Source organism: Afipia massiliensis (assembly GCF_014203115.1).
GTDB lineage: Bacteria > Pseudomonadota > Alphaproteobacteria > Rhizobiales > Xanthobacteraceae > Afipia > Afipia massiliensis.
Genome location: NZ_JACHIJ010000004.1, coordinates 234,385 through 255,928, shown reverse-complemented (window position 1 = coordinate 255,928; position 21,544 = coordinate 234,385). Strand labels below are relative to the sequence as shown.

At 58.7% G+C, this 21,544-nt stretch carries 23 protein-coding genes and 1 tRNA gene; 7 read left to right on the top strand and 17 right to left on the bottom strand.

The window, feature by feature from the left end; translation table 11 throughout:
* Positions 1–3: 3 nt before the first annotated feature.
* The gene (gene truA, locus HNQ36_RS15040; protein ID WP_184086406.1) at positions 4–741 is read left to right on the top strand and encodes a tRNA pseudouridine(38-40) synthase TruA; all 738 of its coding nucleotides are present in this window, start codon (positions 4–6) and stop codon (positions 739–741) included.
* Between the two features lie 3 nt (positions 742–744).
* Here the strand turns inward: truA and HNQ36_RS15035 are convergent, their stop codons facing one another.
* The 12 genes from HNQ36_RS15035 to rpmH all read right to left on the bottom strand — a co-directional run bounded on the left by HNQ36_RS15035 (position 745) and on the right by rpmH (position 10,581).
* Positions 745–1,125 carry a RidA family protein gene (locus HNQ36_RS15035; RefSeq protein WP_184086404.1) on the bottom strand — a complete coding sequence of 127 codons (381 nt, stop codon included), beginning with the start codon at positions 1,123–1,125 and terminating at the stop codon, positions 745–747.
* A gap of 12 nt (positions 1,126–1,137) precedes the next feature.
* Entirely contained in the window at positions 1,138–1,695 is a 558-nt protein-coding gene (locus tag HNQ36_RS15030) for a phosphorylase family protein (RefSeq protein WP_184086403.1), read from the bottom strand.
* Positions 1,696–1,706: 11 nt separating this feature from the next.
* Positions 1,707–2,864, bottom strand: coding sequence for a succinyl-diaminopimelate desuccinylase (gene dapE / locus HNQ36_RS15025; protein ID WP_184086401.1), 1,158 nt, complete (start codon positions 2,862–2,864; stop codon positions 1,707–1,709).
* Positions 2,865–2,998: 134 nt separating this feature from the next.
* Complete coding sequence (gene dapD, locus HNQ36_RS15020) at positions 2,999–3,844, bottom strand: 2,3,4,5-tetrahydropyridine-2,6-dicarboxylate N-succinyltransferase (protein WP_184086398.1); 846 nt, start codon at positions 3,842–3,844, stop codon at positions 2,999–3,001.
* Positions 3,845–4,119: 275 nt separating this feature from the next.
* Entirely contained in the window at positions 4,120–4,818 is a 699-nt protein-coding gene (locus HNQ36_RS15015) for a pyrimidine 5'-nucleotidase (RefSeq protein ID WP_184086396.1), read from the bottom strand.
* Positions 4,815–5,879: a DUF1036 domain-containing protein gene (locus HNQ36_RS15010; RefSeq protein ID WP_246395393.1), complete on the bottom strand. Its 1,065-nt coding sequence runs from the start codon at positions 5,877–5,879 to the stop codon at positions 4,815–4,817. The genes HNQ36_RS15015 and HNQ36_RS15010 overlap by 4 nt, the downstream gene beginning before the upstream one ends.
* Before the next feature lie 91 nt (positions 5,880–5,970).
* Positions 5,971–6,867 carry an acetylglutamate kinase gene (argB, locus tag HNQ36_RS15005; protein WP_046829630.1) on the bottom strand — a complete coding sequence of 299 codons (897 nt, stop codon included), beginning with the start codon at positions 6,865–6,867 and terminating at the stop codon, positions 5,971–5,973.
* A 94-nt stretch (positions 6,868–6,961) separates the two neighbouring features.
* Positions 6,962–7,342 carry a DUF423 domain-containing protein gene (locus tag HNQ36_RS15000; protein ID WP_184086394.1) on the bottom strand — a complete coding sequence of 127 codons (381 nt, stop codon included), beginning with the start codon at positions 7,340–7,342 and terminating at the stop codon, positions 6,962–6,964.
* A gap of 90 nt (positions 7,343–7,432) precedes the next feature.
* Complete coding sequence (gene yihA / locus HNQ36_RS14995; RefSeq protein WP_184086392.1) at positions 7,433–8,098, bottom strand: ribosome biogenesis GTP-binding protein YihA/YsxC; 666 nt, start codon at positions 8,096–8,098, stop codon at positions 7,433–7,435.
* Positions 8,099–8,158: 60 nt separating this feature from the next.
* Positions 8,159–10,003 carry a membrane protein insertase YidC gene (gene yidC, locus HNQ36_RS14990; protein ID WP_184086390.1) on the bottom strand — a complete coding sequence of 615 codons (1,845 nt, stop codon included), beginning with the start codon at positions 10,001–10,003 and terminating at the stop codon, positions 8,159–8,161.
* Between the two features lie 13 nt (positions 10,004–10,016).
* Positions 10,017–10,403, bottom strand: coding sequence for a ribonuclease P protein component (gene rnpA, locus HNQ36_RS14985; protein ID WP_184086388.1), 387 nt, complete (start codon positions 10,401–10,403; stop codon positions 10,017–10,019).
* 43 nt (positions 10,404–10,446) lie between these two features.
* Entirely contained in the window at positions 10,447–10,581 is a 135-nt protein-coding gene (rpmH, locus tag HNQ36_RS14980; protein WP_008542748.1) for a 50S ribosomal protein L34, read from the bottom strand.
* A 327-nt stretch (positions 10,582–10,908) separates the two neighbouring features.
* Here rpmH and HNQ36_RS14975 point away from each other — a divergent pair, with 327 nt between their 5' ends.
* Together HNQ36_RS14975 and HNQ36_RS14970 are read left to right on the top strand one after the other, a co-directional pair.
* On the top strand, positions 10,909–12,387 hold the full coding sequence (locus HNQ36_RS14975; RefSeq protein WP_430641371.1) for an ATP-binding protein: 1,479 nt from the start codon (positions 10,909–10,911) through the stop codon (positions 12,385–12,387).
* A gap of 118 nt (positions 12,388–12,505) precedes the next feature.
* Positions 12,506–12,582: transfer RNA gene (locus HNQ36_RS14970), tRNA-Arg, on the top strand.
* Between the two features lie 18 nt (positions 12,583–12,600).
* Here the strand turns inward: HNQ36_RS14970 and HNQ36_RS14965 are convergent.
* Together HNQ36_RS14965 and HNQ36_RS14955 are read right to left on the bottom strand one after the other, a co-directional pair.
* The gene (locus tag HNQ36_RS14965) at positions 12,601–13,671 is read right to left on the bottom strand and encodes a tyrosine-type recombinase/integrase (protein ID WP_210312046.1); all 1,071 of its coding nucleotides are present in this window, start codon (positions 13,669–13,671) and stop codon (positions 12,601–12,603) included.
* 283 nt (positions 13,672–13,954) lie between these two features.
* Positions 13,955–14,185: a hypothetical protein gene (locus HNQ36_RS14955; RefSeq protein WP_184086380.1), complete on the bottom strand. Its 231-nt coding sequence runs from the start codon at positions 14,183–14,185 to the stop codon at positions 13,955–13,957.
* Between the two features lie 359 nt (positions 14,186–14,544).
* Between HNQ36_RS14955 and HNQ36_RS14950 the strand changes: the two genes are divergently transcribed.
* From HNQ36_RS14950 to HNQ36_RS14935, 4 genes are all read left to right on the top strand, one after another.
* Positions 14,545–14,862 (top strand): MerR family transcriptional regulator, encoded by a 318-nt coding sequence (locus HNQ36_RS14950; RefSeq protein ID WP_184086378.1) that lies wholly within the window; start codon positions 14,545–14,547, stop codon positions 14,860–14,862.
* The gene (locus tag HNQ36_RS14945) at positions 14,859–15,125 is read left to right on the top strand and encodes a helix-turn-helix transcriptional regulator (RefSeq protein WP_184086376.1); all 267 of its coding nucleotides are present in this window, start codon (positions 14,859–14,861) and stop codon (positions 15,123–15,125) included. The genes HNQ36_RS14950 and HNQ36_RS14945 overlap by 4 nt, the downstream gene beginning before the upstream one ends.
* A gap of 215 nt (positions 15,126–15,340) precedes the next feature.
* Positions 15,341–16,495, top strand: coding sequence for a hypothetical protein (locus HNQ36_RS14940; protein ID WP_184086374.1), 1,155 nt, complete (start codon positions 15,341–15,343; stop codon positions 16,493–16,495).
* A 44-nt stretch (positions 16,496–16,539) separates the two neighbouring features.
* Positions 16,540–17,670: a T6SS phospholipase effector Tle1-like catalytic domain-containing protein gene (locus HNQ36_RS14935; protein WP_347339972.1), complete on the top strand. Its 1,131-nt coding sequence runs from the start codon at positions 16,540–16,542 to the stop codon at positions 17,668–17,670.
* 161 nt (positions 17,671–17,831) lie between these two features.
* Here the strand turns inward: HNQ36_RS14935 and HNQ36_RS14930 are convergent, their stop codons facing one another.
* The 3 genes from HNQ36_RS14930 to HNQ36_RS14920 are packed head-to-tail and all read right to left on the bottom strand — an operon-like array spanning position 17,832 to position 21,479.
* The gene (locus HNQ36_RS14930) at positions 17,832–18,980 is read right to left on the bottom strand and encodes a hypothetical protein (protein ID WP_184086372.1); all 1,149 of its coding nucleotides are present in this window, start codon (positions 18,978–18,980) and stop codon (positions 17,832–17,834) included.
* A gap of 19 nt (positions 18,981–18,999) precedes the next feature.
* Positions 19,000–21,165 carry a hypothetical protein gene (locus HNQ36_RS14925; protein ID WP_184086370.1) on the bottom strand — a complete coding sequence of 722 codons (2,166 nt, stop codon included), beginning with the start codon at positions 21,163–21,165 and terminating at the stop codon, positions 19,000–19,002.
* Positions 21,165–21,479, bottom strand: a complete 315-nt coding sequence (locus HNQ36_RS14920) for a hypothetical protein (protein ID WP_184086368.1) — start codon at positions 21,477–21,479, stop codon at positions 21,165–21,167. The genes HNQ36_RS14925 and HNQ36_RS14920 overlap by 1 nt, the downstream gene beginning before the upstream one ends.
* Positions 21,480–21,544 lie beyond the last annotated feature (65 nt).

Below are 21,544 nucleotides of genomic sequence, written 5' to 3'. Positions count from 1 at the left end.
GACATGCCGCGCTACAAGCTCATTATCGAGTATGACGGCACGCCCTACTGCGGCTGGCAGTATCAGGACAACGGTCCCACGGTGCAGGGCGCACTGGAGGTCGCCGTAAAGGCCATGACCGGTGGCGATGTCCGCGTCAACGGTGCGGGCCGCACCGACGCGGGTGTGCATGCGCTCGGACAGGTCGCGCATATCGATCTCGTGAAGGACTATAAAGCGGACCGTGTGCGTGATGCGCTCAATGCGCATCTGCGGCCGAACCCCATCGGCGTGCTGTCGGCGGAGATCGTGCCGGAGACGTTTGATGCGCGGTTCTCGGCGACCAAGCGCCATTACATTTACCGGATCGTCAATCACCGGGCCAATCTCGCGCTCAAGGTCGGGCATGCGTGGCGCGTGGCGCGGCCGCTGAATGTCGAAGCCATGCAGGAAGCCGCACAGGCGCTGGTCGGCAAGCACGACTTCACGACCTTCCGAGATACCGAATGTCAGGCGAAATCGCCGGAGAAGACGCTCGATGCGCTCGACGTGATGCGCGACGGCGACGACGTCAACATCGTCACCTCGGCGCGATCGTTCCTGCACAGCCAGGTGCGCTCGATGGTCGGCTCATTGGTGTGGGTCGGTCACGGGCGCTGGAACGCTGACGACATGCGGCGCGCGCTCGATGCGCGTGATCGGGCCGCGTGCGGCCCCGTCGCGCCGCCGGACGGGCTTTATCTGGTGCGGGTCGAGTATTAGCGCTTAAGCCGCAGCGGTCGCTTCGATTTCCAGCAGCCACTTGCTGTCGAAAATGCCGGCGATGATCACCGTCATGGCCGGGGCAAGGGTGCCGAGGACGCTTTGGCGAACGGTACGGTTCTCCAGCGCATATTTCCGGTCCGACAGAAACACCGTGACCTTGACGACATCGGCGAGGGTCATGTCGACAGCCTTGAGCTGGCTTTCGATATTGGCCCAGATCAGCCGGCACTGCGCCTCGAACGTCTCCGGAACGGTGCCGTCCACGGTTTGCGGGATCTGTCCGCTGACGAAGGCGAGGCGCTGCGCGCCGCTGATCTCGCAGACCTGTGCGTAGCCGAAGGGTTGCGGGGCGTCGGCGGCGTTGATGTTGCGGCGTTGCATGGGCATCCCCCGTTACGATAGCGTCTTCATCACATCCCAGAACAAATCCTCGCCATTGGCAACGTTTTCGTTCCAGTGGTCGGCGGCGTTTTCATCGGCGGCGTCGGTGATGAACTTGAACGCCCGCCACGGCACGCCATGGCGCTGGCAGACATGAGCGATCGCGAACAGCTCCATGTCGACGATGTCGATGTTGTTCTCGACCAGCCACGGATCGACCGACGTGACGAAACTGTCGCCGGTGCCGCAGACAACACTGCCGTGCCCGGACGACAGCCGGTCCATTTCCGGCGAGAACGGCGTGCGCCCACGCGGCGCCAGCGGCATCGCCGCCATGTCGCGCTGAACAGTGTGCGCGACCTCCACAAGGCCGTTGTGGATGTGCGCGATCTTGCCGGCGGTGCCGTAGTTGACGATGAGCTTCGGCTGCAGCGCCATCACTGCCAGCGTCGCGATGCTTGCGGCATTCACCTTGCCGACGCCGGTATAGATCACTTCGACGCCTTCCGGCGCGCGCGCCTTGTTCAATTCGGTATCGATAGCGGTGAGGATGATAACGTGACCGCTCATGTTTTCAGCGTTCATGCGAAGTAGCGATCCAGCACACCGCGATAGATTTTCGTGAGCTTGTCGAGATCGGACACCGGCGTGCGCTCGTCGATCTGGTGCATGGTCTGGCCGACAAGGCCGAATTCCAGCACCGGGCAATAGTGCGTGATGAATCGCGCGTCGGAGGTGCCGCCGCCGGTGTTCAGCTCGGGCTTGCGCCCGGTCACGTCTTCGATGGCCGCGATCACGAGATCGGTAAACGGTCCCGGCTTGGTCCGGAACACGTCAGCATTCGACGGCTCCCAGGCGATCTGCGCCTTGATGCGATTTCCGCTTGCCTTGACGACGCGCTCCTCGATCAGCGCGCGCAGCGACTCGCGGGTGTGGCAATCGTTGTAGCGAATGTTGAAACGCGCCCGCGCCTGCGCGGGGATGACGTTCCAGGCCGGATTGCCGACATCGACCGATGTGAATTCGAGGTTCGACGGCTGGAAGTGATCGGTGCCCTTGTCGAGAGGATCGCCGCTCAATGCGGCGATCAATGCTGCGATGTCGGGAACGGGATTCGACGCACGATGCGGATAGGCGACATGGCCCTGCGCGCCATCGACGATCAGCGTACCGGATTGCGAGCCGCGCCGCCCGGTCTTGATGGTGTCGCCCATCTCGTTGACATTACTGGGCTCGCCGAGCACGCAATGGTCGAACTTTTCGCCGCGCTCCGCCGCCCATTTCAGCAGCTTGACGGTGCCGTTGACGGCGACGTCTTCCTCGTCGCCGGTGATCAGAAACGAGATCGAGCCCTTTGGCTGACCACCGTTCGCGGCGAGGTAGTCAAGCGTGGCGGCGACGGAGCAGGCGATGCCGCCTTTCATGTCCACCGCGCCGCGCCCGTACAGTATGCCGTCCTTGACGTCACCTGCGAACGCATCGTGCGTCCATGCGGTCGCGTCGCCCGGCGGCACCACGTCGGTGTGACCGGCGAAGGTGATATGCGGACCTGCCGTGCCGATGCGGGCATAGAGATTATCGATGTCGGCCGCGCCGGGCTCGGAGAAGGTGACGCGATGTACCTCGAAACCGGCATCGCCCAGCAATTTTTCCAGCACACCGAGCGCGCCGGCATCCGCCGGTGTGACGGACGGACAGCGCAAAAGATCGCGGGCGATGGAGAGGGCGTCGGTCGACATCAGGTTTCCGGATGTGTCATCACCGGGCTCGTCCCGGTGATCTCGATTACGTTAGCACCGTACTTCATTTGTCGGGATTGCCGGGTAAAGCCCGGCAATGACATCGAAGATGTGACGGTGCTCCTCGTCACATCTCAGTCTCGCAGCAATTCGTTGATGCTGGTCTTGGAGCGGGTCCGCTCGTCGACGCGCTTGACGATCACGGCGCAGGCCGTGTTCGGGCCGGGCTGACCATTCTTCAGCGGCTTGCCCGGCAATGAGCCCGGCACCAGCACCGAATATTCCGGCACTTCGCCGATGAACGTTTCGCCGGTTTCGCGGTCGACGATCTTGGTCGATGCGCCTAGGAACACGCCCATCGCCAGCACCGCGCCCTTGCGCACGATGACGCCTTCGGCGACTTCCGAGCGCGCGCCGATGAAGCAGTCGTCCTCGATGATGACGGGGCCTGCCTGCAGCGGCTCAAGCACGCCGCCGATGCCGACGCCGCCCGAGATGTGGACGCGCTTGCCGATCTGGGCGCATGAGCCGACGGTGGACCAGGTATCGATCATGGTCGCTTCATCGACGTAGGCGCCGAGATTGACGAACGACGGCATCAGCACGACGTTCTTCGCAATATGAGCAGAGCGGCGCACGATGGCGCCCGGCACGGCGCGGAAGCCGGCTTCGCGGAAACGGTTCTCGCCCCAGTCGGCGAACTTCGATGGCACCTTGTCCCACCACTGCGCGCCGCCGGGGCCGCCGGTGATCGGCGACATGTCGTTGAGGCGGAACGACAGCAGCACCGCCTTCTTCAGCCACTGATTGACTTTCCACTGTCCGTCCGCCTGCCGCTCGGCGACGCGGGCCTCGCCCTTGTCGAGCAGGTCGAGCGCCAGCTCCACGGCGTCGCGCACCTCGCCCTTGGTATTGGCGTTGACGGTATCGCGGGCCTCAAAAGCGGCATTCAGCGTGGTTTCAAGCGCGGAGAGAGACATTGAGAATCCTTGGGGAGTGCGGTGATACAACTATAAAGGGGGCCGCATTTGTTGACATTCTGCATACCTTTTGTCGGGTTTGGAGACCCTTAGTCAAGCTGCGGCAGCAGGCTTTTGGCGCGCAATCGCAGTTGGGATTGCACCCCCACCCCCGCGCTTTGCGCCGACCCTCCCCACAAGGGGGAGGGACAAGAAAGAAACTGCTGTCGCCGCATTCTTATCCCTCCCCTCGATGGGGAGGGTGGCTGGCCGAAGGCCAGTCGGGTGGGGTGTTTTTATCGAGCCCTTATCGCCGCCAAAAATCCCGTCAGATCGTCGGTGATGTGATCGACATAGGCGGCGTCGCGGCCTTCCAGCTCCCAGTCCTCGCGGACCACGCTTTTGGTGCCGTCGGGCACCACCAGAACGGTGGTCATGCCGAGATCGTGCGGCGTCACCAGGTTGCGCGCGAGATCCTCGAACATCGCAGCCTTCGCAGGATCGACGCCGTGCAGCTTGAGGAACTTCATATAGGTTTGCCGCGCGGGCTTCGGCTCGAGTTCGGCGGCGACGATGTCGAACACGTCCTCGAAATTCTTCGCGATGCCGAGGCGTTCCAGCACCTTGCCGGCGTGGGCGCGCGAGCCGTTGGTGAGGATCAGCTTGCGGCCGGGAAGTTTTTCGATCGCCGCGCCCATGGCGGGATTGGGTTCGAGCGGCGAGTGGTCGATTTCATGGACATAGGCGAGGAAGTCGTCGGCGCGCAGGCCGTGCTCGGTCATCATGCCGCGCATGGTGGTGCCGTAGCGGCGATAATAGTCTTTCTGAATCTTGAAGGCTTCGTCCTTCGGGACATTGAGATACTGCGCGACGAAATCGCGGATGCGCACGTCGACCTGCTGCCACAGATTGACGTGATGCGGGTAGAGCGTGTTGTCGAGATCGAACACCCACGTCTCGACATGGGAGAAGCTGCGTTTGTCTTTGTCTGTCATGGCATTCCGAACCGGATTGTTTTGCCGGCGCCTGCGGTCATATCGACGCGCTCGTAGCCGCTCGCATTCAGTCCGCGCGGGCCGCAATCGCCCTGTTCGGTGAATTCGAACTGCGCTTCACGGGTGCAGAGCATGTTAGAACCGCCCCAGTTCAGCGGCCGGCTGTTGATCTTGATGGTGCGGCCGTTGCTGTCGACCGCCTCCGCGAAACTGAAAATCCGACGCGGCTGTCCCGTCACATCGGGATGTAAGCACTTGCCGGGCTCGATGCGATACCAGCCGCGGCTGGTGACGGCCTTGCCGTCGTCGGTGGCGATGGAGGCCATCACGCGGTACTGTGTATCGTTGCACCAGGTCAGGCCGGTCGCGGACGGCGTTTCCACCGCGGCGATCATGGTCTCGAAGAAATTCGGAGCCTGCACCGCGTCCGCGCCGAGGCCGCGCGCCTTCAGGAACGCGGTCAGCGCGTTTTGCGTCTTCCGGCCGTCGACGCCGTCGATGGGGGCTGCGTCATAGCCTGCGATCACCAGCAGTCGCTGGATCGCGGCCAGCCGCGCCTGCTCGTCGTCATACTCCGCGCCTTCGGCGAGATACGCGACCTGATGGCCGTCCTCGCCAATGCTCGGCTTGATCTCGGTGAAAGGCACGGCGGTCTGGCTGCCGCGGCACTGTCGTCCGGCAATCACGAAGTCCTTCGGCGCGATGCAGAGATTGTCGGTGCCGTTCTGCGGCGCGGGCGATGCGCCGTAGACTGGCAAGGATCGCGCATGGAGGAGAATGCGCTCCGCCGTGATGTTGCCCTGCGCCACAACGCGGCAGGCGGCCGGATCAATCCGGAACCAGCCGCGCGTCGCGGTAGCGGATTTGTCGTCGATGCCGATGGCGGCTTCGACCACGTAGCTCATGCGATTGCAGAGCTTCAGGTCGGCGTGGGCGGGGGTGCCGGAAAGCAGCGTCGGTATCGCGGAGAGGAAAAGCGCGGCGGCGGCCACAGTGGTTTTGCTGTCGTCCCCACGAAAGCGGGGACCCACGGTGCGCCATAGACTTCGCATCATGCTCATCGATGCTTTTGTTTCCCGGACCGTTCGCTGGAAGAAAGGTGGGTCCCCGCTTTCGCGGGGACGACATCGCGAGGGAATTGTTTTGGCCGTATCACTTGTGGATCAGCGTTCCCGTGCCCTGATTGGTGAACAGTTCGAGCAGCACCGCGTGCGGCGTCTTGCCGTCGATGATCACCACGCCCTCGACACCGGCTTCCAGCGAATAGATGCAGGTCTCGACCTTCGGGATCATGCCGCCCGAGATCGTGCCGTCGGCGATCAGCTTGCGTGCGTCCTTGATCGACAGTTCGGGAATGAGCTTCTTCGACTTGTCGAGTACGCCTGGCACGTCGGTCAGCAGCAGCAGGCGCTTGGCCTTCAGCGCGCCGGCGACGGCACCTGCGAACGTGTCGGCGTTGACGTTGAAGGTCTGGCCGTTGGCGGACGACGCCAGCGGCGCCAGCACCGGGATCAGCTCATAGCCGATGAGCTGGTTGAGCAGCGTGAGATCCACCTTGTCGGGTTCGCCGACGAAGCCGAGGTCCACCACCTTTTCGATGTTGGAGCCGGGATCGACCATGGTGCGGGTCGCCTTGGTGGCGGTCACCATGTTGCCGTCCTTGCCGCACAGGCCCACGGCCTTTCCGCCGGCTTCGTTGATGTGGCTGACGATCTGCTTGTTGATCGATCCCGCCAGCACCATCTCGACGATCTCGATGGTCGCCGCATCGGTGATGCGCAGGCCGGATGCGAATTCCGACTTGATGCCGAGCCGGGTCAGCATCGCCGCGATCTGCGGTCCGCCGCCGTGCACCACCACGGGATTGATCGCAGTCTGCTCCAGCAAAACGATATCGCGGGCGAACTGCCGGGCGAGGTTTTCCTCGCCCATGGCGTGGCCGCCGTATTTGATGACAATGGTTTCTTCGTCGTACTGCTGCATGTGCGGCAGAGCTTCCGACAGGATGCGGGCCTGATCCTGCGGGCTGATATTTGGCGGCAGATCCATCATGGAGAATTCTCGTTCACGCGGCGGGCTGGCGAAGATTTGGCCGAGGGTTTAGCCGATTGGCGCGAGGCGTGCAAAGCGCCGCGGGCGCAAGTCAGCCCGCGCGGCGCGGCCAGGCGGCGGCGATTGCCAGCACCAGCCAGCTCAGGATCAGCAGCGTGCCGCCGGTTGGTGCTGCCATTGTGAACAATCCGTGACCAGCATACTGGCGCATCGCCAGATCGCCCGCGAACAGCGCCGCGCCCACGATGAAGCCACAGGTCGCGGTCAGGCCGAGGTGCCGCTGGGCGATGCCGTGCCCGGTCAGCAGCGCCGCGCCGATCACGGCGCTAGCGTGGAACAGCAGCATCGACGAGGCGGAGGCCAGTCGCGACGCATCGGGCTGGTGGGCGGACGCCGCCGCCAGCACCACACCGGCCGCGCCCATCAGCCCGGCAAGAACAACGGCAAGCCGCAATACGCCATTCTGGGTCATTATTTTTCCTTCCGGTCGGGCATGTTCTTATCCGAAAACCGGTGCCCACCCACGGGTCAAGCCCGAGGGCATGCTTTTCGGGATCATGCCCTAAACTCGCTCCCTGAGCAGGCGGATCATGGCGGCGCGTAACTCGGGCATGCCGTTGCCGGTGCGCGACGATGTCACCAGCACCTCCGGAAACGCCGCCGGATGCTTGGAGAGCGCGGCGATGGTCGCTGTGAGTGTTTCTTCAAGTTCGGCTTTCTTGACCTGATCGGATTTGGTCAGCACCACCTGATAGCTCACTGCAGATTTGTCGAGCGTCTTCAGCACGTCGTGGTCGACGTCCTTGAAGCCGTGGCGCGAGTCGATCAGCACGTAAACACGGGCGAGATTGGCGCGGCCCTGCAGGAATTTGTGAATCAGCATGGTCCACGAGGCGACCTTGGTTTTCGGGGCGGAGGCGTAGCCGTAGCCCGGCATGTCCACCAGCCGAAGCCCCGCGTCCTTGCCGTCCGCAGGCGTCGGGCCTTCGAAGAAGATCAGCTCTTGCGTGCGCCCCGGCGTATGCGAGGTGCGCGCCAGCCCGTTGCGGCCCGTCAGCGCATTGATGAGGCTGGACTTGCCGACGTTGGAGCGGCCGGCGAAAGCGACTTCGACGCCCTTCATCGGCGGCAGTGCTTCGATCGATGGCGAGGCCCAGAAAAATTGCCAGTCGCCGGCGAAGATCTTTCGCCCGGCTTCGATCAGCTCCGCATCGGTTTTATCGGTCATGCGAAGGCACTCGGATATGAGACGCCCGGCGGTTCGCCGGGCGCTGGAATTGCAAAGACGTCAGGTGGTTTTCTTCGAACCGGCGAAGGTCGTCTTGATGTTGTCGAACAGTTCGATTTTCGCGCCGTTCTTGTTCATGATGTAGCCCTGCTGTAGCACCGAGAGCAGGTTGTTCCAGGCCCAGTAGATCACGAGACCGGCGGGGAAGCCCGCAAGCATGAAGGTGAAGATCAGCGGCATCCAGTCGAAGATCATCTTCTGCGTCGGATCCGGCGGCGTCGGGTTCAGCTTCATCTGGACCCACATCGTGATGCCCATGATGATCGGCCAGATGCCGAGATGCAGGTAGTAGCCGAGAACCGGAAGCTGCGTCGGATCGAACGCCAGCAGGCCGAACAGGTTGAACAGGTTGGTCGGGTCCGGCGCCGACAGATCCCTGATCCAGCCGAAGAACGGCGCATGCCGCATTTCGATGGTGACGAACAGAACCTTGTAGAGCGAGAAGAACACCGGGATCTGGATCAGAATCGGAAGACAGCCCGCGATCGGGTTGATCTTCTCCTTCTTGTAGATCTCCATCATTTCCTGTTGCTGCTTCACCTTGTCGTCGGGATACTTGTCCTTCAACGCGGCGAGCTGCGGCTGCACGGCCTTCATCTTCGCCATCGACGCATAGGACTTGCTGGCGAGCGGGAAGAACACAAGCTTGACCAGCACCGTTACTGCGAGGATCGCGACGCCGAAGTTGCCGACGATGTGGAAGAACCAGTCGATCAGGAAGAACATCGGCTTGGTGATGAAGTAGAACCAGCCCCAGTCGATCAGGCGGTCGAACTTGTTGAGGCTGAGCTGCCTGTCGTAGGTGTCGACCACGGCGTTTTCCTTGGCGCCGGCGAACAGATTGGTCGTGGTCGTGGCCGTGCCGCCGATCGCAACCGTCAATGGGTCGAGCAGGTAATCGGTCTGATAGGTGCGCAGCGTACCGACGAGGTTCGACGAGAAGCGCGCCTGAACGTTGGCCTTCGGGCTCGGCAGCAGCGTGCCGGCCCAATACTTGTCGGTGATGCCGAGCCACGCATTGGTGACCTTGAACTCGACCGCCTTCGCCTCGTCGATGGCCTTGTAACCGTATTCCTGCAGGCCCTTCTCGCCGAGAACGCCGATCAGGCCTTCATGCAGGATGTAGTAGCCCGACACCGGCGGTACGCCGTGACGCGAAATCAGGCCGAACGGATACAGCGTAACCGGAGCGTCGCCGACGTTGGACACGTCGTCCTTGATCGTGAACAGGTACTTGTCGTCGATCGAAATGGTGCGCTTGAAGGTGAGGCCCTGGCCGTTGTTCCAGCTCAGTGTGACCGGCTTCGCCGGCGTCAGCGCGCCCGTGCCTTCCTGCGTCCAGACGGTGTCCTTGGTCGGCATTTTGACCGTGGAGCCTGCCGAAGGCACGAACCCGAACTCGGCGTAGAACGGCTCCTTGGTGCCCGACGGCGAGAACAGCTCGATGGCCGGCGACTTCGGATCGACGGTCTCGCGGAATTTCACCAGCGCGACGTCGTCGATGCGCGCGCCGGTCAGCGCGATGCTGCCGCTGATGCTGGGCGTTTCGATCTTCACGCGCGGCGAGGCCGCGATCACGGTGGGCCGGGGCTGCACAGGCGCGGCCGCTGCCGCAGGTGTCGTCGGTGCGCCGGCCTGCTGCGCGGGAGCCGTGGGCGTGGTTCCGGGAGTTGGGGTCGCGCCCGGCGCAGTCGTCGCGGGATTGGCGGCCTGCTTTTGCGCCAGTTCGGCCTGCTGCGCGGCGCGCTGCTTTTCCATCTGCGGGATATTGTAGATGTACTGCCACGCGATCAGCACAAGGCCCGACAGGATGACGGCGAGGATGGTGTTGCGATTTTCGATCATCGTTCAGGTCTCGTCATTCGCTCGAGCGGGTTCGGGAATTGGCGTGTGGCTTTGGGTCGCTGGGCTGTCTTGGCGGCTGTCGCTCGAGGCGGCTGAGCGCCGAGCGCAGATCGTTGAACATGGTTTCAAAGCCGCGGTCCAGCGCGGCTCGACGGCCCACTATCACATAATCATGGTGCGGTCGCATGGATATGACGTCCAGCCGCTTCACCAATTCGCGAAGCCTGCGGCGGACGCGGTTGCGCTCCGTCGCGGTGCCGACTTTTTTGGTAACGGTAAAACCGACGCGGACCGGGCCGGCGTCGTCGCGCGGGCGGCTTTGCACCACAAAGGCAGGGCTGGCCATGCGCGGTCCACTGGCCGCGGCGACGAAATCCGCGCGCTGCCTTAACCGGTCCATGATCTCAACCGGCGCATGGGAAAGGGTCTCGGGTGAGGTCCGCTCAGGCGCTCAGACGCTTGCGGCCACGCGCGCGGCGGGCGGCGAGAACCTTGCGGCCGCCGGCGGTCGCGAGACGGGCACGGAAGCCGTGACGGCGCTTGCGCACCAGTTTGCTGGGTTGATAGGTCCGCTTCACGGTCGTTCTCCGCTGCCGAATGGCTCGTTCGACGGTGTCGTCGAAGGCAATTCGCCGATAAATGAGATGAAATCCTGCGATGTCGGCCCTGAAGTGGACCAATTTCGGTCCAAAATGAACCGGCCCGGTCAAGCCGGGCCATCGAGGACAGTTGGCGCGGCTTATACGGGAGCGGTCTGTTTTCGTCAATCTTGGGGTTTGGTCTGGCGCATAAGTCGCATGGCGCCGCCGCGTGCTTAAATCATAACAGTTCCGGGGGTTTGACCCCGGTCGCCAGCGGGCGCATCCTGCGGCGGCAAATCTATATAGAGGGTGGGCGATCGATCAATGGCGGTATCCGGCCAGGAACCTGATCGGACAATGGCAAAGCCCCCGCCGGGGCTGCGTTTCGGGCTGTCCGGAAAGCTGCTGTTGCTGACGATTCCGTTGATCCTGATCGTCGAAATCCTGATCTACGTTCCCTCCATCGCCAACTTCCGGGTGAACCGGCTCAACGACCGGCTGGCGGCCGCGAATACCGCCGCGCTGGTGCTGGACGCCGCGCCGAGCGGCATGGTTCCGGATGCGCTGGCGCGGCAGATTCTCGCCAGCATCGGGGCGCGGGCCGTGGCCATCAAGAGCGGCCAGCAGCGCCGACTGCTGGCGGCGGCGGACATGCCGAAAAAAATCGACCACGACGTCGACATGCGCGAGATCGGTGTCGGATCGGCCATCTTCGATGCGTTCCGGGTCATGCTTGACAGCGGCGACGAGGTCATGCGCATTCTGGGTCCGGCACCCGGTAGCGGACAGTTCATCGAAGTGGTGGTCGATGAGAAGCCGCTGCGCGATGCGATGTTCCGCTTCTCGCGCAACGTGTTGTTGTTGTCGCTGGTCATGACCAGCATTACCGCGGGCCTGATCTATTACGCCCTGCATCACCTGTTCGTGCGGCCGATGCGGCGGGTCACCGCCAATCTCGTCGCCTTCCACGAGAATCCGGAAAGCACCGCGCGGATCATCGAGCCGTCGAAACGCACCGACGAAATCGGCGTCGCGGAGCGCGAACTCTCCGACATGCAGCGCGATCTGGTGTCGATGCTGCATCAGAAGAGCCATCTCGCCGCGCTCGGCCTCGCGGTCTCAAAGATCAACCACGATCTGCGCAACCTGCTGGCGTCGTCGCAACTTTTGTCCGACCAGCTCGCCAGTGTGCCCGATCCACGCGTGCAGCGGTTCGCGCCGAAGCTGATGCGCTCGCTGGAGCGCGCCATCGCGTTCTGCCAGTCGACTCTTTCCTATGGCAAGGCGCAGGAAGCCGCGCCCGACCGGCGCATGGTCCCGATCGAGCCGGTTATCAACGAGGTGCGCGAATCGGCCGGGCTTGCATCCGATACCTCGATCGAATGGATCAACGCCATTGAGCGCGGGCTCACCGTGGATGCCGACCCGGATCAGTTGTTCCGCGTGCTGCTCAATCTGGTCCGCAACGCCGCGCAGGCGCTCGAGAGCGAAAAATCCGGCGCCGGGGTTGCGCGGCAGATTCGTGTCACCGGCCGGCGCGAGGGTGCGGTGACCATCCTCGAAATCTCGGATACGGGTCCGGGTATCCCGGAAAAGGCAAAGGCGCACCTATTTGAAGCGTTTCAGGGCTCGTCGCGGGACGGTGGTACCGGGCTCGGGCTTGCGATTGCGGCGGAACTGGTGCGTGCTCACGGCGGCGAGCTGAGCTTGGTGGACGGCACCCTCGGGGCAACCTTCCGAATCATGATTCCGGATCGCGCCGTGGAGCTTCACCGGCTGCGGGATGCGCGGGCCCGGGGCTGAAAAACTGCCATTTTGGCCAGAAATCGATGCCGTATCGATCTTGCAAAGCGATCCCGGAGCCGGTAGCTATGGCGCTCTTTCGCGGCGGGCCCTCGGGGCTCCTTAACCCGCGAAATGCGCGCCCGTAGCTCAGCTGGATAGAGCACCAGACTACGAATCTGGGGGTCAGGAGTTCGAATCTCTTCGGGCGCGCCATTACTTAGCAGTGATTTGCTAGGTCTGTTTTGCAGGCCGTTTTGCAAAATCTGTTTCCAAAACGTTCTCAAACTTGGCGACCGCGCTGGCGGCGAGTTTGCTTGTTCGCTTTAAATACTTTTCGATGATGACCTGAGCCGTACGAAGCGAATGGCCGGTGATCGATACGATTTCTGGAAGAGTGCAGCCGGACTCGGCTAGCAACGTTACCGTGGTTCCCCTGATATCGTGAAAATGTAACTCTGATATCCCTGCGGCCTTGCAGGTCTCTTCCCACTGCGCGGCAAAGTATCGCTTCTTGAATGCGAGACCGGTTTTCGTCGTGAGGATAACCGCTGCGCGCCGTGGTGCGTTATCCAAGGTGACTTTGAGGGCTCTGGTGCAAGGCACGAGTATCGGCGGAGGAATTTTGCCGAGTCGTTTCGCTTTCCCCTGACGAATTGAAATTGCAGACCCATTGTATGCTGACCAAGCGAAGCGCAGGATATCGCCTTGACGCTGGCCTGTGTGTAGGGCGAGTGCCATCGCAAGTTGCATCTCGGGCGAAGCAACGGCCAGAAATGCTTCGACATGTTCTGGCAACCAAATGATTTCGGAACGGTCGCTGGAGTAAGCCCGTTCAAATCCATCAAGGATGTTGACCTTTAGCGGACCATCCTTTGCGGCCCATGACAGAACTCTTGCGAGCACACTGACTCTATTGTCGGCTTCACGCGGCTTGGTTTCAGAAAATCGGTCGTGCCATTTTATAACGTCCGCCCGAAATGCTTTATCCTCCAACGCACGGTAGGGGCAGGTGCCGTATTCGGCGTCCCAGAATTTAAATACCCTTTTGTATTCCGATTTCGTGCTCTCTGCGAGTCGGCGCCATTGCTTGGTGTTTTCGAAATCGCGAAACAGGCTGGATAGATTTCCGGTATTCCGATTGCGAGTTTTTTCTTCGGCTGATGCAAAAGTTAAAATAAACTCCGGGGAACCGGGCTTGCCATCCAAGCGAACGCCTGTGGCGCGGTGATAGTAATAGATTGCGCGCTGACCAGAAGCGAGGGTTGCCCGCACCGTGTTTACGCCTCGCATTCTAACGCGCATTTGACTGTTTCCATTCCGTAAAGGGAGACTGTTCAGAGTAAGGTTGCTCTTTGCCGTTAACTGCTGCTCGCTCGATAGCGAGCCGACTCCATCTTCGCGTGCCTGCCATCGATTTTGGCAAAATTCCTTTCCGCACCCAGGAATCGAATGTTTGTTTGCTCAGCCCGCAGAAATCTGCCGCTTGTGTTCGTTCAAGAAAAAGAGGCCAGTTATCGTTGGCAGCTAGAGCCAGTGTCATTTTCGTTCCCCAAAAAGAAGAAGCCTCCCGAAGGAGGCTTGGTTATCAGCAGAGGCTCAGAGCCAGTTTTTGTATGAAGCGGTCCGCAAAATCCGGTTCGCCATTTTCGTAGAAAATGTCGCGTTTAATCTGTCTGTCGGCGTCTGTGGCGTGTGGCGCTGTGATAATTGCGGCCTCCACAGCTAGCAATCGATCAAGCTGGCTTTCGTCGTAGCTGCTCAAAATCTGCCGACGCGTTGTTGCTAGCTCTTCAATACCCGGTGCGTTGTTGTGCATGTGATTGACTCACTGGTTCGGCTTCTTAGGGCCACGCTGCGAGACGGACGCAGCAGCCGGGGGCTAAGAACTTGCCAGCGAGCAAGCCGGACGCTTTTAACCTAGCGGTCTGGACAGCACGTCCGCCCCCGGCCAACACTGGCCGCATACACAATACAAAAGAGCGCTACTTCGATTTAGCTGTTTGGGTTCTTGGCCCGACGATACGATGCCATCGACAGACACGTTCGCAAGTCATTTCTGCAACCGATTTTGGGTTGAAGCATGAACGTCTGCACCGAATATCGGTGAAGAATTATTGTTGGCATGTTCGGTTGTGTGTGTTCACTAACGTGCGTCTCACAACAAAGGACGCGCCGATGACCGACGAAATGAATGCCGAAGAACCAACTAAGACACCAATATTTCGCAGTCTCCATGAAGCGGCCGAATACATAAAGGTGAAGCCGCGTACGCTTGCAAAAGCAGCTCGAAAGATTGGAGCGTGTTCGGTATTTGGGCGCGACTTGGTATTCAGTGAAGATGATATCAAAGCGATATTGGAAGCGAACCGAGCAGGGCGGAAAGTCTCATACACTATGAAGGCACCGCCATCTCAGTATCAGGCGATGAAGCGTTTGGAGAAGTTGTTGGCAAAGAAACCACGCAAGCGCAATCTGAAGCCGCGCCAGCAATGACCGATGAGACGCCGCCGCGACTTCTAACGCAAAAGGCTGCCGCAGCTTATCTCGGCGTTTCAACTCCTACCTTCGTGAAGTGGGTCATGGCCGGGATTATTCCGAACTCCGTCGGAAGCACGCGTAAATGGGACAAAAAGGCTATTGATCTCGCACTCGATAAAATCAGCGGTCTGGATGAACCCAAGGAAAAACAAGACAGTTATCGCGAATGGAAACTCAGGCAGGACGCGAGAAGAGCCCGCCACTCCAAGTCAGATTGACTCCCGTCAACGAAATAATTTCTATACCTATCCCAGCCGCCAGAATCGCTGCGGTGCGATGGCCGTGGGTGATAATGGTCGCAGTAGCGATTTACCAATGCTGTGTAGATCAGTGTTGCATAACTTCGCCCGCAATGAGAGCTACTTTAGCTTTTTTGACAGCAAGCTAATTTTCGGACACTTTTGTCGTTTTCTACTTAGATTCGAGTTTTGATATGGCCGATTCTTTCGAAAATCGATTGAAGTTAACAGCCGATCGGCTGCGGTCTGAGCGTCACAGAGTGGAGACAGAAAAGGCTGAGGCTCTCGCTCGTGCCAAAGCACATTTGGAGTTGTTAGTCCGCCATACGCGAGCATGGGCGCAAAACATTGTGCCGCGGGTAGGCGCTGCGGTTCAAACGGCAAACGCAATTGTGCAAGAGGTTCAGATTGCTGCCTCAGCTACGCAATCTCCTCCTCCGCGTGCCGTTCAAGGCGGCCCGCCGCTGGCTCACCTTCCTGGAATCCAAATCGCTCAGGCCCCGCCCCCGGCTGCTGCAGCGCGAGCGGCAGTAAGGTCGTCCCCGACTACAGCTCCCAAACCGCCGCTTTTGCTGCTCAGCCTTGATAAGGAGGGCAATATTGTTGTTCAAAAGAACAATTACAAATTTCGTGCCACAGCCCCGTTAAATCCTGTGGCCTTCGAGCAGTTCAAAGAGGAAGTCATAGAAGAACTGATCGCCGAATACGTAAATTCGGGTCTGCTTGGGTATGATCCCGATGAACCTATTCCGCAGGATGAGCAGCAGACGGGAGGCGTTTCTGAAAGTAGCGGGTCATCCGCAGAACAACAAAATGTAGAACAGGAGAGTGGCCACGATCCGAGGCCGACGACTCCTGTTGCACGTCAGATTGTCGCCGCCATCCGGTCCAACAGCGTAACGATAAAGGTCACTTCCGGATCATTTATCGCTATGCTGGATGAAAAAATAAGCATTCTTTCTCGTCAAATTCCCAACTCCGAACCGGCAAAAGAAAACTGGGATCGGGAGGTCCAAAGCTATCGGGACATGAAGGATGCGACGCAATCCCTTGTCACGGCGATAGATCTTTTATTGATGGATGCGGCAAAGGAATCCCCCGCAGTAAACGCCGCGTTGTCGGTTGCAGGTGGCCTGCGAAGTTGGTGGACCAAATCACATTCTGAGATTTGCGAGCGAGGCTTCGACTCCGGCTTGTTCGCGCTCGGTGTAATGCTTTGTCATTTTGCAGGGGCGGGCGGGGAAGTCGCGGCGGTTATTTCAGCCACTGTCGTTAAAGGCGCACCTGTCGTTGACGCGCTCAAAGCATGGGCCTCGCAAAAGGAAAAGGATGCGAAAAAGGATAAATAAGTCATCCCCGATACGCTGGCAAGTTTTTCATTGAGGAATTTATAGTGCCCAAAAAGCGCATAGCCATTTTTATCGATGGCACTTGGAATAAGCTTACTGACAACACAAACGTTTGGCGTCTGAAATCCTTATGCGCGCCGGTTGCGTCAGATGGCACTCAGCAACTTATTTATTACAACACGGGCTTGGGTACAAAAAAGGGCGAAAGTGTTCGCGGAGGGATAGTTGGCTACGGCATGGATGACGCAATTATCGATGCATATGGTTGGCTAGCCGAACACTACGAGGATGGAGACGACGTCTTCATTTTCGGTTTTAGTCGTGGCGCCTACACAGCGCGGGGTTTAGCAGGACTAGTTGCAAAATTTGGATTGCTGACACCTGGCGCTCCGCTTTCGCTGAGGCAATTGTACGATAGGTATAAGGTGGGTGGAGAACGCACGATTAGAGACATGGCCGGATACACGGGTTCGGCCAAAGATAAACTAACCAGAGAAGACAATTGGCTGCTTAAATATTCTCGGCCTATAAATATCGAATTTATCGGCGTTTGGGACACCGTTGGCGCGATAAGCAAATCGAAGGCTTTGTTTATTCATACGGGTCTGCGGAAACCATACAAAAATGCTTATCATGCCATAGCAATCGACGAGAACCGTCGAAACTTTGCGCCTACGTTGTGGACTTACGACCGTCCATCGGAAGAAAAAAATCCAGTCAGTCCCCGTCCGTTCGACCAATGCGAACAACGATGGTTTGTTGGAGCGCATGGAAATGTGGGCGGTGGTTACGCGAACGATCTCTTAGCGCAATTGCCCTTAAACTGGCTCATGGAAAAAGCGGCCAAGAGCGGTTTGGTTTTCCGAAATCAGGTCGATGTGGGAGATGAGGACTGCGCATGTCCAATCACGGATTCTTACGCAGAGTTCGGGAAGGGATTTTACAAGTATATCTCGCGACGGTTCTGGCGCGAGATCAGCCAAATTCCTCAAGATGATGGAAAAACCACTCGCCGCAGTATCAACGAATCCATAGATGGATCTGTGTTTGAGCGATGGAGGCGTGATAAAAATTATCGACCGAAGAATCTCGTCGCGTGGGGTGCACGTTACAAAGTTGACCCCTCAACGATTAAAACGTCGGTGATGGCGGATAGCCTTGGCGCGATCAAATAGGACGATCACGCCGCCCGCAACGTATCTTTAGGCAGCCTTATTGGTCATTGTTCTCGTTGGATCTGGGAAAGCCTCCGGAGGCGGCTCGCTCGATTCGGGACGACTGCGACAGCGCGGGAGTATGCCCCCGTCTCCAGTACCACTCGATCATTTCATAGGCCTCACAGATAGAGCCCGTAGGGGCTGGTTCCTGAATTGGTGCCACTGCCCGCGGAATTTCCGGGAAAATAGCTCGCGCCACCGCCGAAGGTGTTGACCAGCGCGTTGCTCTCTACCGAGTAGCGGGAGCCAGTCGCGGTCCCGGTGAACGTCCAGCTAAACCAATTCTGAACCGATGCGCTGAAACCCCATGTGAACGAGTGCGCGAAATTTGGAGTGCCCGTTAGCGTGACGGCGATTGTGGATCCATTGAATTGGGACCCAGCTCCATCGACTCGCACATGATTCACCGAACCGCCTGAGATGCTGTAGTTGCCTATAGCTGAAACGGTTCCACCGCTTGCAACCTGAATATGTTGGGTCGCGCACGCTCCAAAATTAATATTGGAGAATGAGACTGTCACGCCCTTATCGGATGCGCGTATTCCGACGCCCGACGTCGTGGTCTGAACCTTGAGGTCCTTGATAGTAACGTTCTTGGGCAGGCCGGTAAAGTTGAAGGCATTGGCGCTTGTTGCGCTGATCAGCACGTTCGCTGGCGTTCCGGAATTGCCCTGAATGACAACGATGCCACCGACGGGAGCGAACGCCGAGGATACCCCAGAAGTGTACGTGCCATCGGCAATCTGGATGGTTGCGACAAACCCATACAAATCCAGGATGAGAATTGTATTCCACGCCTTCTGAAGCGTCAGAAATGGGGTAAGGGCCGTCAGTCCATCGTTACCATCCGACCCTCCCGACCCAGAAGGCGCGACATAATACGTTCGATTGCCTGGCAGCACTTCACGCTGCCCGGTCTTGAGCGCGTTAAGCGCGTCCGTCACCGTGGCACCGGCCACGTCGCTTTCATTGGACACGTCGTCGGACGTGACGTTGCCGGAGCCCGCTACAATCTTAAAGCGGTTGCCTTCCGAGTCGATGATACACGTTGCGCCGTTATCGGCGGTCGTCGTGTCGCCCGTATCAAGATCAAAATTTGCTTGCAGCGACCGGATGTAGATTCCGGCGAATTGGCCAGATAGATCTGTGTTGCGTGCTACGCTAACGCTAGAAATATTTCGACGATGTGCAGTCTTATCGTCAGAACGGACATGTGATTTAACAACGTTAGAGCCGTCTACGTAAATGCTATCAATTGGATGGTTCAATTATCTTCTTTCAATTCCGTCATCGATTCGAGCCTGGCGTGTTGGATCGATACTTGGCCATCACGCCAGTCACGTTCCTTTCAAAATCGCGCTTATCTTTCGCAACAACACTCGCCAACTGAGCAATCGCTTTTGGATCGCTATTCGGCGCATGGATCGTTGGCGCGTACACAATTGAGATCGGAGCGTTATCATTTGCCCCAAGCAGTTTGCTGAGTTGGTTGTTCGGCGTGACCGACGAACCACGTGGCAGGTTGACGATCTCGATACCTTTTTCGCCCACGATGGCAGGACCACCCGGTGCAAAGTTGGTGCCTTCCGCAAACATCGGAAACGACAGACCGCCTGTTCCAGCGCCTAAACCCGAGGACATGGCAAACCCGCTGGACGCGCCAGAACCGCCCCCAAGCCCAAGCAACCCAAGGATACCGCCACTCCCGGAGCCGCCGAAGGCGCTACCCCACAAGTTGTCGATAGCCATACTGGTAAGCTTGTCAGCGATCTTGTTCAGTGCATTAAGACCGGCGCTCTGGAAGGCATCCCACGCGCTTGCACCATTTCGGATCGAATTGGAGAAGTCGCTAACGAAACCCTTTACGGTATCCCTGCCAACGTCATTGAGTTGCCTAAGCACCTCATTTGCACGTAGGGCCGCTGCCTCTGTACTGGCCAGTGCAGTAGGAATGTCGTTGCCGTAAATTCCCTTCAATTGCTGCGCAATGCGCAGATCGGTCGGGGATAAAAACGCTGTACCGCGATCAAATTCGATCTGCGAGGCGAACTTTGCTTTCTCGAGTGCGGTAGCAGCCTCGCCAGCAGTCTTTGCAAGACCGGAGATCTTATCTCGGAGTTCTTCCGTATCTTTGGCACCAGAAGCCAGTGCAGCAGCCGTCAACTGTGCTTGCGCACGAAACTCGGCCTGCGTGCCAACACCAAGCCCCACGGCGGCTGTATCCGCCTGCATGCGTGCGGTATGCTTCGTAACCTGCTCAATGGAGCGATCAAAAGCATTCGATTTTGTATCATCAACTGGAAGTTTTGTCTGCCTATCCCCAAACGCCGCTGGATTGATTCCATCGACACTTGGCAGGTCCACCAACTGCTTCTTCCAGAAAACGAGCAGCTTGAGCTTCTCAAGCATGTCATCAGCAGCCTGCATGTCTGCCTGGTCATCACCAAGTAACATCGACTTCTGATTACGAAGCTGGATCTCGTTCTTTAAATTCTGATTAGCAAGTCTAGCTCGTTCCAGTAATGAAAATTCATTAACAGCCTGGGTCGTTGCCCAAGTGAGCGCATCCTGTGCCTCTTTAAGGTCGGTCATCTTCCCACGAAGGGCTTCAACCGCCTTGATCTGCTTCTCAATATTCTCGACCGACTGATCTTCAATCGGAACTACCGAGGACTGCACAAACGATGCTGCCTTGCCAGCAGCGTCCAGAATTGTTTTCGCGTAGCCAGCCGCCTGAATCAGAAGCGGCAAAACCTCTGCGAGCGATGCTTTAAACTGTAGATCCCACGCGGCAACAGCAGCTTTCCACTGTCTATCGAAGTCAGTAGCCTTTGCGATCACATCGTTATCTACAATGATCCCCAGATTGGCTGCTGCTGCTTTCGTCCGTTCGATTTCATCCGTGCCGTCGCGTAAGAACGGAATCCAATCTTTGGAGAGGCCAACGATCTTCGCAATTGCCTGCTCAACCTGCGGGTTACCCGCGTTCTTCATCAGGTTGGCAATATCGCCAAGTGCTTCCTTGGTGGTTTTCAGTTCTCCATTGGCATTTCGGATCGAAACACCGTTTGCCTCAAACAGCTTTCCGAAATCAGTAATCCCACGGCTGGCGGCAATAATGTCCGCTCCGATCTTATCCAGACCAGATACAAAATCCTTATCGGACAGACCGCGCGTCTTGGCGGCATAAAGCGTCTCTTGAAACTCGCGAATGCTCATTGACGCATTGCGAGCGCCTTCACCAACTTCCAGAAACTGCTTGTTGATGCCACCGATCTGATCAATGAAAACGCGGAGGCTACCTAGTGCCGCGCCGATGCCCAGACCGGCAGTCGCGATAGATTTCAGAACATTGGTGGAAGCCTGAGCGGCACCATCCATGGCCTGCGAATATCGATCTGCACCACTAGTATCGGCATCGATAACTAGGCTGGTAACTACCTCTTCGGACATTAGGCCGAAGCTTTCTCGACCTTAATGTCGATGCGCGCTTTCGGATGCAGGAGTTGTGAAGTGAGCCCTCGAGAGAAGCCGAGCCGATAGCCTCTTTCGCCGGTAGCGGTCAGGCCGTTCGAACCCTTCTGAACCGCTAAGTAACTCTCAATAGCGTTATGGAATTTGGCTATGATGACCTCGCGCGTTAGCGAGTCGTTGCAATCGCTTTCCAGAATGCTCTGAGCGCATTGGACACCGAGGTGTAGCCCGAAGACCTTTAGGTCCGAAGTGGTGGCGGGCCGTTCGATGGTATTGCTGTCTTGGGTAAACATGTGTTCCTAAAATGTAAAAGCCGCCCCGATGGGGCGGCGGTGTGCTGTGCAGTCTGATGCAGTAA